This is a genomic window from Bacteroides sp. 224 (assembly GCF_010500995.1).
Classification (GTDB): domain Bacteria; phylum Bacteroidota; class Bacteroidia; order Bacteroidales; family Bacteroidaceae; genus Bacteroides.
In genome coordinates, this window is sequence record NZ_QVMK01000001.1 from 221,770 (window position 1) to 235,153 (window position 13,384).

Sequence of the window (13,384 nt, forward strand, 5' to 3'; positions counted from 1 at the left end):
TTCAAAACGGTTTCTTATATTTGTCGTCGAATCTATAAGTAGAAAAACAATGCTCAAAAAAGCTTTCGTATGGTTGTCTCGTATTCGTTGTCGTTGCGGGTATGGGGTACATTCTCCTTTTGCCTTCGACCTGATTACAAACGTGTTTTATGAAAAGACACCTTATTATGCTTATGCACATCTAAAGAAGCAAGAAGAGAAAGTCGGCAAAAGAGGCGAACCTTCTCTGAAAGTAAAACGTTTGCTGTTCAGGTTGGTAAATCGAACGCAACCCTCTGTAATTGTGGATGCCGGGCAACCATCTAATGCCGCCCAGTATTTGAAGGCAGCTAAAAAGGAGGTTCGTTATATTTCAATTCTTCCCGGGCACGAGCTTTCTTTGGAGAAGGATTTGGCTGTAGACTTTTTATATCTTCACTGTTCTGAAAATCCATCTTTTGTGGAAAAGGCTTTTGAGTATTGTTTAAATCATACGCATCAAAATACTGTTTTTGTAATTGGAGATATTTATTGCTCCAAGCAAATGAAAACCCTTTGGGAACAATTCAAGGAAAGAGAAGAAGTAGGCATTACCTTTGACTTGTACAACGTAGGCATTCTCTTTTTTGATAAAACTAAAATAAAACAGCATTATACAGTAAACTTTTAGTATTGCTTTTACGTTTGCTATGTGATGTTAAACATCTTTTCAAATGAAAAAAAGTCGAGTATATACCAAAACCGGTGATAAGGGTACAACTGCATTAATAGGGGGTACCAGGGTATCTAAAACGCACATTCGATTGGAATCCTATGGAACAGTCGACGAGCTGAATGCACAACTTGGGCTGTTGATGACTTACCTGAATTCCGAAGATGATTATGCTTTTGTGCTTCGTGTACAAAATAAGTTATTTACAATAGGATCTCACTTGGCTACCGACCAAGAGAAAGTGACTTTGCGTGAAGAGAGCATAATCACAACAGATGATATAGAGCACATGGAGCAGGAGATAGACAAGATAGACGATTCTCTTCCTGCCTTACAAGCTTTCGTTATTCCCGGAGGCACTCGTGGAGCTGCTGTATGCCATGTTTGTCGTACGGTTTGCAGGAGAGCGGAGAGAAGAGCATTGGCCTTATCCGAGGCGTATCCTGTTTCATTGGAGGTGCTCACATATTTGAATCGTTTATCTGATTATCTGTTCGTTTTATCTCGCAAGTTGAACATAGATGATAAAAGAGAAGAAATATTTTGGAACAACTGTTGTAAATGATAATATTTATTATACTTTTGCCGAAAAATAGATAAACAGATAATATTCACAATTTAAATAATTAAAACTATGTATTGGACACTGGAATTAGCTTCAAAGTTGGAAGATGCTCCCTGGCCTGCTACAAAGGATGAGTTAATTGATTATGCAATGCGCTCAGGTGCGCCTCTTGAAGTGATTGAAAATCTTCAGGAAATGGAAGATGAAGGAGAAATTTACGAAAGTATTGAAGATATTTGGCCTGATTATCCCAGTAAGGAAGACTTTTTCTTTAATGAGGAGGAGTATTAGCACTTCCTGAATAGATGAAATAATTAAATGGCAGCGCGATAAATAATGAGAATTTGTTTATCGCGCTGGTGTTTCATGGGCTTAAATGGCGTGGTTTTTTTGTCTAAAATTCCATATCTTTGAATATATGAGTATGTGATTGAGTTAAGCGTTCGGCTAAATATATTCATTCTTCTATGGGTTGAGAGTGCAGAACTATGTGTGTGAAAGTATGGGTAAGTCATTTTCTATTAGCTCTTTTAATTCCTGCAATGTCGGAGAGTCTACTTTGAAAATTCGGCGAGCTTGATTTATAATCATAGACTCAAAAATATTACGAACAAAACGACCGTTCGCAAATTCTTTTTTAGATGGTTCTGCCGCTTTTGAAAATAATTGCAGCAAAGCGTCCTGTACCTTATCTGTTAGAACATAATCCTCTTTTTTACTCATATGGCGGATAATGTCCAAGAGTTCATTTGCATTATAATCATCAAATTCAATAAAAGTATTAAACCGAGATTTAAGTCCTGGATTAGATTCAAAAAAATGCTTCATAGGCCTGATATAGCCTGCGACTATGACAACTAAATCTTCTCTGTAATCTTCTAGAGCCTTTGTTAATTCTGTTAGGCATTCTCTACCATACGAATCGCTGTGATCATTTTCAGTTATGCTATATGCTTCATCTATAAATAAAACTCCGCCTTTCGCTTTTTCAATGACATCTTTTACTTTATGTGCAGTCTGCCCCTGATAGCCAGCGATAAGGTCTGTCCTCGAAACCTCCATAAATTGACTTTTTGACAAGAGCCCCAATTCTTTATATATTCTACCCACTATTCTGGCTACAGTAGTTTTGCCAGTACCTGGATTACCAATAAAAGCCAAATGCATCGTTCTTTTGGGTGAATGCAATCCTTTTTCTTTTCTCAACAATTGGACCTTTTGGTATGCTATTAAATCGAGTACTTGAGATTTGACATTACTCAAGCCAACCAATTGATTAAGTTGAAGCATCAGCTCCTCAAAAGTATAATGTTCTTCTTTCGGTTCAGTATTTGAAAGGATTTGTGTCAAATGTCGGTGGCCGTAAAAACAGATTAATGAATCTTTGGCGGCAATAGCAATTTTTGTTATTTGAGGGTTCTTTAAGTCTGCTGCTCGTTCAATGAATTTGCACAGCAATTTGGATGACTCTATATTGTTCTCTATTACATCTTTAGCACTATTGGTTATATCTCCGTTACTATTTGTTACAGCATCAAGACGGGAACAATTTTGAAGCAGATTTTGCTCGTATTTATTCAAATTCATAAGACTCCTAATATCTGAAGTATAAAATTTACGACTAATAACCCAAGAGCAGAACCGCCGATACAATAGGCGATTTTAATTCGTTTTTCGTACAGTAAGTAGGCAGAAGTGTTAGATTCTGACATCTTCTGAATAGTCTCTTTAATTTCGTTTTCAGATGAATGTACTTCTTTAATGAAACTCTCCATCTGTTGGTGCAAACTGGCAAGGTCTGTTTTATGCCCCTCAACATCATTCCAAATGGCATCTATATCGGCAAGGTGTTCGTAGGATTCAAGTGTGGAATGGTACTGTTGCATTACAGTAATGTCGTTATTGATACGCTCTGTTGCTTGATTGACCTTTTCGATGAATTCATCTACTTGCTGATGTAAACTAGTCAAATTGATTTTATATCCCTCAACATTATTCCAAATGGTATCTATGTCGCTAAGGTGTTCATGTGATTCAAGCATGGTGCGATACTGTTGTAGTACAGCAATATCATTGTTGATACGCTCTGTTGCTTGCTTGACTTTTACGATAAAGTCCTCTACCTGTTGATGTAATCCCGCAAGATTTGTTTGCAGGGCAGAGATATTGTTTACTAAGGATGGTATTTGTTTTATTTTGTATTCATTATCAAGCTCATTAGTGATTTCGTCAAAGGATGATATGTTTGAAGCATTAACAACTTTTTCGATGCGTTCAACAGTTATTTTTAGATCCATAAGTCCAACAACCGTCTTCTTTAAGTTTTCGACCGTGTTCTTAATGTCTTCTTGAGCTTTCAAGGCTTGCTTACTTGCCTCTTCTGCACTTTCTACAGAGCCGATAATTCCGCTGATATACTCACCATCAAGGAAATCAAAAGCGTTGTAAACCTCTTTAAATTCACCCATAATGGCTCTGAGTGATGAGTTTACAGAAATAAGTTTATCTTGAACTATACCAATAAATTTGTTCATTTCTGAACCTGTTACCTTATGGTCTCCCCACCCAAATAATCCACCATCCACTTCTACGCGATTGAATGAGGGATTGGATGGGAGATTTTTAGAGAATTTTTCAATATTCCCTTTTGCAATTTCAAAATTATGTTTTTGTATTAAAGCTTTGCTCATATTATAAGTTCTCAAGAAGTTTGTCTATATCGTCATTTGCTTTTGTAGTTGAGTCGTGAAGAGAGTCTGATGCTTCTTTATGCTGCAAAATAGCATCTTTTAGTTCATAAAAATATTCTCCAGCTTTAGAATGCCTTTGCACAATATTTGTTGCTACTTGTGCCTTTTGGGCTACCACTTGAACCCCTGTAACAACATTCAGATTCTCTTGGGTAGCTATTATTTCATTTTTCTTCTCCAATTGTTGTTTGTCATTCTCCTTTTTTAATCTATTGGATATCATTCTATCTATCATGTTGAGAGCCAAAGCACCTATTAAACCACTTACGAGTGCTCCCAAGAACATTCCGATAAGATTTGCCAGGCTACCTAACAATGGAATCTGAACAGCAAAGATAGGGATTGTCATAAGCCCTTTCTCAATGACTTCGCTGAGAACAATTGCGCCGCCTGCAGTTAGTCCTACAATAATAAGTTTTCCCACCTCCATCATTTTTATGCTGAAAGGCATATTCTTATTGACCGGATTTTTCAGGAATTCAATAGCAGACTTTATGGACTTGTATCCCTGTTTCAAAAATATCCATGCTTTTTTAATCATACCTATAACAGGTCCAAATATTGCTGTAGCAATAGTCGTGACAAACGTGTTTCCTGCAGTAAGAAGATGTTCCTTAATGTTGGACACAAATGATTTAATGGCTTCTTTAACACTGGCAATGAAAGTTTCCAATTTTCTTTTACCAGAACGAAACCACACAATAAGCTTACGAATAACATCCTTAATAAGAGACGCAAATAGGCCCATTATGACAGAACGGAGTGCTTTTCCTCCTATACGAAAAACTTCCTCCCGCTGTGATTGCTTGCCGGTTTTAATAGAACGTTGTTCTCCTTCTTTTTTAATATCATCATATTCTTCACGAGCTTTTGCATCTTTCTCTCTATATTGCTTGTCCAGTTCCTTACTGATGTCGAATATCTCGTCTGGTTTTTGTCCGTTTTTATTAGGGTTATCCAGCCAATCGGTCATAGACTTATCTCCTTTTGACCGATTTTGACTTGCATTCATTTCGTTCAGGTTAGCTTCACTATTTGCAAAGGCTATCTGCTCTTCTTTTGAAAGATGTGCGTTTGTTGTAGGGTCTCGAATGATCTCGCCAGTAGATACTGTATGATCCATATCTGTTCCTCGTTCAGCAGACCCTGTAGGTCTTCTCTGATCAAACGGTTGCCTGGTACCACTGACTAAAGTAGCCTCCTCTTTTCCTGTTCTATTTGGATGAGTTTTAATATTGCCTTTTTCATCGCGCTGAAAATTAGATTGCCAGTCATCATATCTTTTCTGATAATCGATTTTATCATTATGGTTAGCAATTTTTCCGTTTGCGAAATTTTCCGTAGTCTGGATGTGAACGGAATCCCTTATGTCTAGTTTTAGTCCACGATTCTCCTTGATAAAATCCTCACCAGCTACAACTCCGACTTGATTGATGAATTGTTCCCATACGACATTCATTACAGTCTCGCCAATAGAGTCGGGATTACCAATCTTTTTTCTATCAAGTTCAAGACCTTGTAAATCTATCATTTGTTCTTCAAGCTCGGATTCCAACTTGCTTTCAAGTTCGTCAAAATCAATCGTATTACAGTCTAATTCTGCTAACTCTTCTAATTGTTTATTATTGTTGTCCATCTGATATTTGCGCTTATACTATAATTATTTAAATGTTCTCTGAGAACGATATACTCAAATATGAGTCCAGATAACTTTAATCCTGTTCCTCTATCCACTCCCTTAATTTTGTCTGCAATAATTGTTTTTCCGGCAAATAAAGAGCATATAGTTGTGCATAGATGTTTGAGTCTTTCGGTAAAGTAAGTTCTACCAATGCATCTTTCTTCTCTTTACAAAGTAGAATCCCAATTGTCGGCTTTTCAAAACCCTGCTTGACATATCTGTCATAGTAATTGACATACATCTGCATTTGTCCTAAATCCTGATGGGCGAGTTTGTCTACTTTCAAATCAATGAGTACATAGCATTGCAAAAGCCTGTTGTAAAAGACCAAGTCAACATAGAAGTTTTCTTCATCGAAGGTAAATCGCTTCTGACGTGCTTCAAACAGAAATCCTTTTCCCAACTCCAGTAGAAACTGCTGCAGTTTGTCAATTATGGCATTTTCCAATTTGGTTTCGGAATAAGACGCATCAGGTTTTAGTCCCAAGAACTCTAATGTCAAAGGATTCTTTATAATGTCATCCGGGTTATTGACTGTTTGCCCCTCTTGGGCTAAACGCATTATTGAATCTTTGTCTTTGCTAAGAGCCAAACGCTCATACAGGCTTGAATTATATTGGCGTTGCAATTGACGTACACTCCAATTTTGTTTTTGACACTCAATCTCATAGAAGCGACGCTCTTCGTCTGATTCAATGCGCATTAATATCAAATAGTGAGACCATGAAAGCGTAAATGGATATTCCTTGGTTGATTTTATGGGGTTTTCGGTGACTTTTTGAATTTGGTCAACGCTGTTGACCAAATTTTCAAATGGAAATTCGGTCAACACTGTTGTTTCAATCTCTTTTGCTGAGTATGTCGAAAAAAATTTGCGGCATCTTTTCAATGTTTCTACTGACCATCCAGTGCCAAAGCTCTCAGTCAATGAGTCTGCCACACCTTGCAGAAGTTGCTTGCCGTAAGTTGCTCGATCTTCACCCTCTTGTACAACATCTATGATGATGCGTCCGATTTCATATTTGGTAACAACTTCGGTAATATTAATGGACCGCGTGACATTTACCCGCGCATTATTTATCAGGCGTTCGATGCGTTCTGCAACATCTGCTATAACACGCTTATCTATGTTTTGTATATTGCTCATGTTCTTTAGGGTTATCTTTACTAATCAAATCCTGTACTTTAACACCTAAACATTCTGCTATTTGGAATAATGTCTCAAGACTCGGCTGGCTGGTGTTCGTACACCATTTGGAAACAGTCGCCTGATCTTTTCCCAATTGTTCTGCCAGCCAACGGTTAGTGCGTTTTGTCTCGGCAAGTACTACTTTCAACCTATTCATCTCTTTATTCATGCGTCATAATTTTATCTGCATCTTGCAAAGATAGCAATAGTTCAAATATTCTGAGGTATAATGCTAAACATTTCTTCTATTATTCTAATGTTTTGCGTTTTAGTCAAAATAGAATACTATATTGTAGAGAGTAAAATAATTAAGTATATGGCAACATTACATATTGTAGGAAATAGCTTTGATCTTGCACATGGTATTGAATCAAAATACTCAGATTTTAAAACTGATGCTTGGAGATGTGCAAGTTATAATGGTTATTATCTTGGTGTGCTTGAAAATTGTTATCCACAAAAGAATATAAAAATTGGAGAATTAATGTTATGGAGTGATCTTGAACGTGCACTAGGTAATCTGGATTTTCAACAAGCATTTTCATTAGATACAGAAGATATAGAGCCAGAAGAAGATCATGAGTTTCGTTATCTGGCACAAATGGAAGATGCATCAGAGTATATGTTACAGAATATGTTTGCTGTATTCCATAAACTATTCGAAGATTGGGTTAACCACATCAATATAAGTTTTGAGAAATTTGAATGTATTCCATATTTCGATTCCAAAGGATTATTCTTGTCATTTAATTACACAGAGACTTTGGAAACACTATGTAATATTCCTATGACTAATATTAGATACATTCATGGGCGAAGAGGTACTACAGATAAATTAATTGTAGACCATTGTAATAATATTGATAGGAATGATTACTTACCTGAAAATCCTAAAATTTACGAGTGTCAAGCATATCAAAGTATTGCAGACATTGTTAATAAGGAACGGAAAAATGTTTCGGATATCATTTTTGAGGGCCACGATTTTTGGCAACAATTATCTAATATAGACAAAGTTGTCGTGTATGGGCATTCTTTGTCGGATGTTGATCAGCCGTATTTCAAACAAATTATTAATAGTATATATTCTTCATCAGAATGGTACTTCTCGATTTATTATCACGATCTTCAAGAACGGACAGAAGCAACCAATAAAGTTTTAAATATGATTAATTATATGGGAGTGTCTCTGCACAAATGTCGTACATTTTGGATCAATACTGTCCTAAATAAAAATAGCAGTTCCAAATGCCGCCCTGCAAATATGTTCAGGCGATAGTTCAGTTATATTCTGGAAAAAGTACCCCCCTGCCGATATTCGGGAGCTGGTTCAGGAGGTTCTAGGAATGGATTGTTGAGTCAGTACAGCAAATCTATCTTGACGTACAGATTGAGCCTGATGAAAGCAACTATATTTGATAGATGCCAGCCGTATTGAGCCATTGCCTTGAGGGCTTTCAATATCAAAATGGTAATTAGAGCAGTCCAAATTTGTATCATGACAGCATTTTCAGAGGTTCCGATAAATGATTTGACATGAAGTAGCTGTTTTATTTCTCTGAAAAATATTTCTATCTGCCATCGAGATTTATAAAGTTCACTGATTGTATTGGCACTCCATTGCATATTGTTGGTGATAATCTCTACCACAAATTTATTTTCATCATTTCAAACAGCTATACGACGCAATCGTTTGGGGTATTTTTCGTTGTGGAGCTCTATTATCTCGTCCTTGAGTATATGTTGACCTCTGTTGCCAGGCAAATCCAGTTCTTTAATTGTTCGATATTTGAGGTTCTCCTTGTGCCTTACAACAAAAAATACATGGTTGCTTTCCCAGATATTCAGAAGATGAAAATCGTTGTAAGATCGGTCGGCAACAATAACACTTCTTTTAATCAAAGGCAGATCATATGCCCCTTTATTGTCCGCGGTCTTGCCATTGGTAATGTTCACGTAGGCAGGTAAATTCCCATCGTAATCAAGTAGTGTATACATTTTGACAGCACCTTTGGCTGTCTTGTACTTAGCCCAATCAAACAAAGATAAACACAAGCTTATTGTAGAAGAATCCAAAAGAAAGATTTTGCTCTTGACACGAAACTTGACTTGTTCAAATTTAGCTTGCTGTCCTAGATAAGAATAAAGTTCGTAGTAATAGTCTCGAAACAAAGCCCAGTCTCTACGCTTGTTTTGATAGCTGATGCTAGATTTAGAAGGTGCAGTCTCTATTCCCAAGTGATTTAAGTTGTCTGTAGCAGAGCGTAAACCATTGCTGGTATCTCGCACGGACTGACTTTTGGCAAATTGACAAAAAAGCATCGAAATTGAGTGAGTCCAATTATTAAAACCCTTTTGATACTTATCGGTCTGCTTTTGGTGCACTATTTTTTTGAAAACATCTTTATTGAGTTTGCTAAGAATTTGAGCGAATAATGTTATTTTTGCCATGAGAGGTTCGTTTTTTGTGTTGCACCTCAAAGGTAACTTTAAGGAACAAAAAACTAAAACCTCTCACTTTTTATTTAGGACGCTATTGGTAGGTGTTCATAATTTTTTACATATAATAAAACTGTCGTATCTTCGTAGCAGACCAAATGTATATACAGGTGAAGATCAAGATATTGACATTAAGCAAATCCGAACGAGACTCACTAACACAAGGTTTCCGTTTGGGCGAGAGCCATTGTTTTCGTATGCGCTGTCGCGCAGTATTGCTCAAATCAGAAGGCTTAAGTTCCGTACAAGTATCGCATGTTTGTACCGAAGGTTATGTGTCATATGGATGGCAGTTTCCTGGAGAAAATTTGTATATATCCTCGGAAAGAGCGAAAAGGCTCAATATCTTTGGAGTGATCAGCCGTTATAATCATTTTGAAGGCTTCTGCTCTTGTGAATCTATTGATTTTCAAAAGGTTGTCAGTTTCCTGGGTCAATATTCTTTTAAAGTAACCAAAAAGATATTTGTGGTGCTTGACAATGCTAGTGTGCATAGGAATGCAAAAATCAGACAGATGCGACCGATCTGGGAAAAGCGAGGTTTTTTTCTTTTTTATATACCACCATATTCTCCGCATTTGAATATTGCAGAGACACTTTGGCGTATTATGAAAGGAAAATGGCTCAGATCACAGGACTATGTTTCTGCGGATACCCTGTTCTATGCTACTAATAGAACTTTGGCAGATATAGGGAAGAAGTTGAGAATTAACTACAATCATAATGCGGCTTAATTTTGAATATCTACTTATTGATTAATTCTTTAATGAGGAGGAGTATTAGCACTTCTTGAATAGATGAAATAATTAAATGTCAGCGCGATAAACAATGAGAATTTGTTTATCGCGCTGGTGTTTCATGCCCTTTCATAAAGAGCTGGTGGTATATAAATAATTAGTAAAAACACTTTTGGAAAGGTGAATATTTGGGTAAAATTCGCTTTTCCAAAAGTGTTTTTGTTATATTTATATCTTAAAATACTCCGCCATAATCTCCTGCATCCTCGGATTCGTATCTACATCCCCTGCTTCTTCCTTCAACTTCAACAAATCCTTTTTCATTTGTTCAATGATCGAAGCATATTCCGTATTGGAGTATTGATTTTTATCCTCGTATGGATCTGTTTGTAAATCATAAAATTCCCAGGAGGGCACAGAGGCGTGTTTCTCGGATCCTTTGGTGTCAAGTTTATCGCCATACAGGAATATGAGCTTATAACGTTCGTTTCGTATACCTATATGAGCCGGGCGGATTCTTTGCTGTGTCCAGTAGCGATAGTACATGCTTTCTCTCCAGTCGGTTGGAGTACTTCCTTTTAGGTTGTCGCGGAAGCTTCTGCCTTGCGCCTTTTCGGGAGTATCTACTTTGGCATAATCTGCCAGCCAGGAAGCAAAATCTGTATTCTGAATGATATCCTTATTTCGCGTGCCTGCCGGTATCTCTTTGGGATAACGAACCACGAAAGGCATGCGGAGAGATTCTTCGTACATCATGCGTTTATCAAAGAATCCATGTTCTCCCAGGAAGTAACCCTGATCTGAAACGTACACGATAATCGTATTCTTACTGATGCCTTCTTCATCCAGGTACTTCAATAGGCGACCGATATTGTCGTCGATAGCAGCACCGCACCGCAGGTAATCTTTAATCAACTTCTGATAAATCTTCTTACGCCCCGAAATACTATCCATGCCCTGTGTAGAGAAAGGCAACTCAGGGTATTGACACCACCAGGCATCCGGACCTTTAGAAGCCGTTTCCCAGCGCCATCCCATGTTCTCAAGCTGTTGCCCGCGGAATGTTCTTCCCGATTTCTCGGTACTGAACTCTATCATATTGTGGGGTTCGGGGAATTCTACTTCATCATATAAATGCTTAAATCGTTCCGGGAAGTCCCAGGGCTCGTGTGTGGCCTTGAAGTGGCAGAACGTCATAAATGGTTTCTTCTTATCTCGGTTTTGCAACCATTTAATAGTCATGTCGGTAACAATATCGGTAGAGAATCCCGGAATTGTATCTCCTTGTTTGGCTACATCGTCGTCGATCCAGTTGGATGGGGTTTTCATAATCGGGTTGTAATATTCGCCCTGATCATGGAATACACAATAATCGTCGAAGCCTGAAGGTTCTTTCTTTAAATGCCATTTACCAAATAAAGCAGTTTGATAACCACCTGCCTGCATACGCTTTGCAATGTTATCGGCTTCGGGGTATAGCGCATCTTCCAGTGTGTACACGCCATTCTGATGGCTGTATGCTCCCGTCATAATGCTTGCCCGGCTGGGCACTGAAATGGAATTGGTACAAAAACAATTGTCCAGTACACAACCTTCTTCCGCCAATCTTCGTATGTTGTCGTTTTTTACGTAGTTGGCCAATACGCCGCCATAAATACCCCATGCCTGCGATGTATGATCGTCTGACAAAATAAACAATACATTGGGGCGTTCCTCTTCAACTTTCTCGGAACAGGCGGTTAATAAGCCTGTTGGCAACGTGATGGCTGCCAACAGAACAGATGATGTTGGGACGTTTCTTCTCATTGAACTACTTGCTTTTTAGCTTTTTGCCCTGCTTCTCTAAAGCCGTTGCTCTTTTTGCGTGTTAGGTTATCTCCTAAATCCTCTCTCATCTCATCGGCAATTTTCATTAGCTCGATTGCTTTTTCGGGATATTGCGACAGCACATCATAACGCTCTCCCGGATCACGACGCAGGTCGTACAACTCAGCTTTCTTTAGGTCGATGTTGGTGAGTTGCCCCGGTTGTCCGTCGTTGCCCGGTACGTATGCTCCATAAGTAGTATATTTATGGGGGAATACCAGTTTGAACATACCGTCTGTTACCGCTTCCAAGTCGTTTTGACGGAAGTAGTAAACGAACGATTTGCGAGGATTGGCTCCTTTTTCGCCTTTCATTAAAGGTAGCAGGCTTACACCGTCAATTTTACGTTCGGGTAGGGGAGCACCACTGATTTCGGCCATCGTTGGGAATAAGTCAATATTAGAAGCCAGATTGTTGCAAGTAGTACCCGGTTCGATTTTCCCTTTCCAGTACATGATACAAGGGATACGGTTTCCGCCGTCGAAGGTCGTTGCTTTGGCTTCGCGTAGTCCGCCTGCCGAACCGGCATGGTTGCCGTAGTTTGTCCACGGACCATTGTCGGAGGTAAGCACTACCAATGTGTTTTCTTCCAGCTTAAGATCGCGTAAGGTTTTCAATACTTGTCCTACACTCCAGTCTATTTCCATCATTACATCGCCATACAATCCTTGTTCACTTTTTCCTTTGAACTTATCGGAAACCGCCAATGGCACATGAGGCATAGAATGAGCCAGGTATACAAAGAAAGGATTTTTCTTGTTCTTACGGATGAATTCTACGGCACGTTCGGTATAATCGGTCGTAAATTTGGTTTGATCTGTATTGTATCCAATGATCTTATTACCGTCGATGGTAGGTAAATCCGGGAAGTTAAACACCTCTCCCTGTTGTGGGTGGAAAGGCCACATATCGTTCGAATAAGGTAAACCGTAATATTCGTCGAAACCATTTTGAAGCGGCAAGAATTCCGGAGCATCACCTAAGTGCCATTTCCCGTAAATGGCGGTGTTGTATCCTTTTTGCTTCATGAGTTCGCCCATCGTCATTTCGTCCGGATGGATTCCGTAAGGAGAGTTAGGCCCCGGTGCTCCCGAAAAACCAATTCGGTTCGGATAGCAACCCGTAAGTAAACCCGCACGCGAAGCACCACTGATAGGCTGTGCGGCCAGGAAGTGAGTAAATCTCATTCCTTCTGCTGCCATTTTATCAATATGAGGCGTTTTATACCCGTAGGCACCATTGAAGGAGAAATCTCCATAGCCTACATCATCCAAATTAATAATGATAACGTTTGTATAGTCGGCAGCCATTCCCTGCATGGAAATACCGCCCAACGTAGTTAATAAGAGCAGTTTGTTTTTCATGATGTTTTTTTTCATAAAGTCATGCAAAGATATAGAAAATAA

12 protein-coding genes and 1 pseudogene are annotated in these 13,384 nt (G+C 38.5%); 5 read left to right on the forward strand and 8 right to left on the reverse strand.

Annotated elements, in window-relative coordinates; all coding sequences use genetic code 11:
- Nucleotides 1–49 precede the first annotated feature (49 nt).
- From D0T60_RS00810 to D0T60_RS00820, 3 genes are all read left to right on the forward strand, one after another.
- A complete protein-coding gene (locus D0T60_RS00810) occupies nucleotides 50–649 on the forward strand; it encodes a hypothetical protein (protein ID WP_163216258.1) in 600 nt (199 codons plus the stop codon).
- A 43-nt stretch (nucleotides 650–692) separates the two neighbouring features.
- Nucleotides 693–1,256 carry a cob(I)yrinic acid a,c-diamide adenosyltransferase gene (locus D0T60_RS00815; protein ID WP_163216259.1) on the forward strand — a complete coding sequence of 188 codons (564 nt, stop codon included), beginning with the start codon at nucleotides 693–695 and terminating at the stop codon, nucleotides 1,254–1,256.
- A 69-nt stretch (nucleotides 1,257–1,325) separates the two neighbouring features.
- Entirely contained in the window at nucleotides 1,326–1,547 is a 222-nt protein-coding gene (locus D0T60_RS00820) for a DUF2795 domain-containing protein (protein WP_002558131.1), read from the forward strand.
- A gap of 195 nt (nucleotides 1,548–1,742) precedes the next feature.
- Here D0T60_RS00820 and D0T60_RS00825 read toward each other — a convergent pair whose 3' ends face one another.
- The 5 genes from D0T60_RS00825 to D0T60_RS00845 form a co-directional block, all read right to left on the reverse strand.
- A complete protein-coding gene (locus D0T60_RS00825) occupies nucleotides 1,743–2,843 on the reverse strand; it encodes an AAA family ATPase (protein ID WP_203558261.1) in 1,101 nt (366 codons plus the stop codon).
- Entirely contained in the window at nucleotides 2,840–3,946 is a 1,107-nt protein-coding gene (locus tag D0T60_RS00830; RefSeq protein WP_163216260.1) for a hypothetical protein, read from the reverse strand. The genes D0T60_RS00825 and D0T60_RS00830 overlap by 4 nt, the downstream gene beginning before the upstream one ends.
- 1 nt (nucleotide 3,947) lies before the next feature.
- Entirely contained in the window at nucleotides 3,948–5,642 is a 1,695-nt protein-coding gene (locus D0T60_RS00835) for a cation diffusion facilitator family transporter (protein ID WP_163216261.1), read from the reverse strand.
- Nucleotides 5,643–5,718: 76 nt separating this feature from the next.
- On the reverse strand, nucleotides 5,719–6,834 hold the full coding sequence (locus tag D0T60_RS00840; RefSeq protein ID WP_163216262.1) for a YhcG family protein: 1,116 nt from the start codon (nucleotides 6,832–6,834) through the stop codon (nucleotides 5,719–5,721).
- Nucleotides 6,809–7,045 (reverse strand): helix-turn-helix transcriptional regulator, encoded by a 237-nt coding sequence (locus tag D0T60_RS00845; protein WP_163216263.1) that lies wholly within the window; start codon nucleotides 7,043–7,045, stop codon nucleotides 6,809–6,811. Before D0T60_RS00845 ends, D0T60_RS00840 begins: the two co-directional genes overlap by 26 nt.
- 147 nt (nucleotides 7,046–7,192) lie before the next feature.
- Here D0T60_RS00845 and D0T60_RS00850 point away from each other — a divergent pair, with 147 nt between their 5' ends.
- Nucleotides 7,193–8,155: a bacteriophage abortive infection AbiH family protein gene (locus tag D0T60_RS00850; protein WP_163216264.1), complete on the forward strand. Its 963-nt coding sequence runs from the start codon at nucleotides 7,193–7,195 to the stop codon at nucleotides 8,153–8,155.
- Nucleotides 8,156–8,235: 80 nt separating this feature from the next.
- On the opposite strand, the pseudogene D0T60_RS00855 reads toward D0T60_RS00850, so the two are convergent.
- Nucleotides 8,236–9,327: pseudogene (locus tag D0T60_RS00855) on the reverse strand (IS4 family transposase).
- A 158-nt stretch (nucleotides 9,328–9,485) separates the two neighbouring features.
- Here D0T60_RS00855 and D0T60_RS00860 point away from each other — a divergent pair.
- Complete coding sequence (locus tag D0T60_RS00860) at nucleotides 9,486–10,109, forward strand: transposase (RefSeq protein WP_370524358.1); 624 nt, start codon at nucleotides 9,486–9,488, stop codon at nucleotides 10,107–10,109.
- A 231-nt stretch (nucleotides 10,110–10,340) separates the two neighbouring features.
- Here D0T60_RS00860 and D0T60_RS00865 read toward each other — a convergent pair whose 3' ends face one another.
- Together D0T60_RS00865 and D0T60_RS00870 are read right to left on the reverse strand one after the other, a co-directional pair.
- Nucleotides 10,341–11,918, reverse strand: a complete 1,578-nt coding sequence (locus D0T60_RS00865; protein ID WP_163216265.1) for a sulfatase — start codon at nucleotides 11,916–11,918, stop codon at nucleotides 10,341–10,343.
- Entirely contained in the window at nucleotides 11,915–13,342 is a 1,428-nt protein-coding gene (locus D0T60_RS00870; protein WP_163216266.1) for a sulfatase, read from the reverse strand. Before D0T60_RS00870 ends, D0T60_RS00865 begins: the two co-directional genes overlap by 4 nt.
- Nucleotides 13,343–13,384: the final 42 nt, after the last annotated feature.

Bases quoted from the DNA above. Each gene is read 5' to 3' on its own strand.
- D0T60_RS00810 (WP_163216258.1), top strand. From the start codon at position 50: ATGCTCAAAAAAGCTTTCGTATGGTTGTCTCGTATTCGTTGTCGTTGC.
- D0T60_RS00815 (WP_163216259.1), top strand. From the start codon at position 693: ATGAAAAAAAGTCGAGTATATACCAAAACCGGTGATAAGGGTACAACT.
- D0T60_RS00820 (WP_002558131.1), top strand. From the start codon at position 1,326: ATGTATTGGACACTGGAATTAGCTTCAAAGTTGGAAGATGCTCCCTGG.
- D0T60_RS00825 (WP_203558261.1), bottom strand. From the start codon at position 2,843: ATGAATTTGAATAAATACGAGCAAAATCTGCTTCAAAATTGTTCCCGT.
- D0T60_RS00830 (WP_163216260.1), bottom strand. From the start codon at position 3,946: ATGAGCAAAGCTTTAATACAAAAACATAATTTTGAAATTGCAAAAGGG.
- D0T60_RS00835 (WP_163216261.1), bottom strand. From the start codon at position 5,642: ATGGACAACAATAATAAACAATTAGAAGAGTTAGCAGAATTAGACTGT.
- D0T60_RS00840 (WP_163216262.1), bottom strand. From the start codon at position 6,834: ATGAGCAATATACAAAACATAGATAAGCGTGTTATAGCAGATGTTGCA.
- D0T60_RS00845 (WP_163216263.1), bottom strand. From the start codon at position 7,045: ATGAATAAAGAGATGAATAGGTTGAAAGTAGTACTTGCCGAGACAAAA.
- D0T60_RS00850 (WP_163216264.1), top strand. From the start codon at position 7,193: ATGGCAACATTACATATTGTAGGAAATAGCTTTGATCTTGCACATGGT.
- D0T60_RS00865 (WP_163216265.1), bottom strand. From the start codon at position 11,918: ATGAGAAGAAACGTCCCAACATCATCTGTTCTGTTGGCAGCCATCACG.
- D0T60_RS00870 (WP_163216266.1), bottom strand. From the start codon at position 13,342: ATGAAAAACAAACTGCTCTTATTAACTACGTTGGGCGGTATTTCCATG.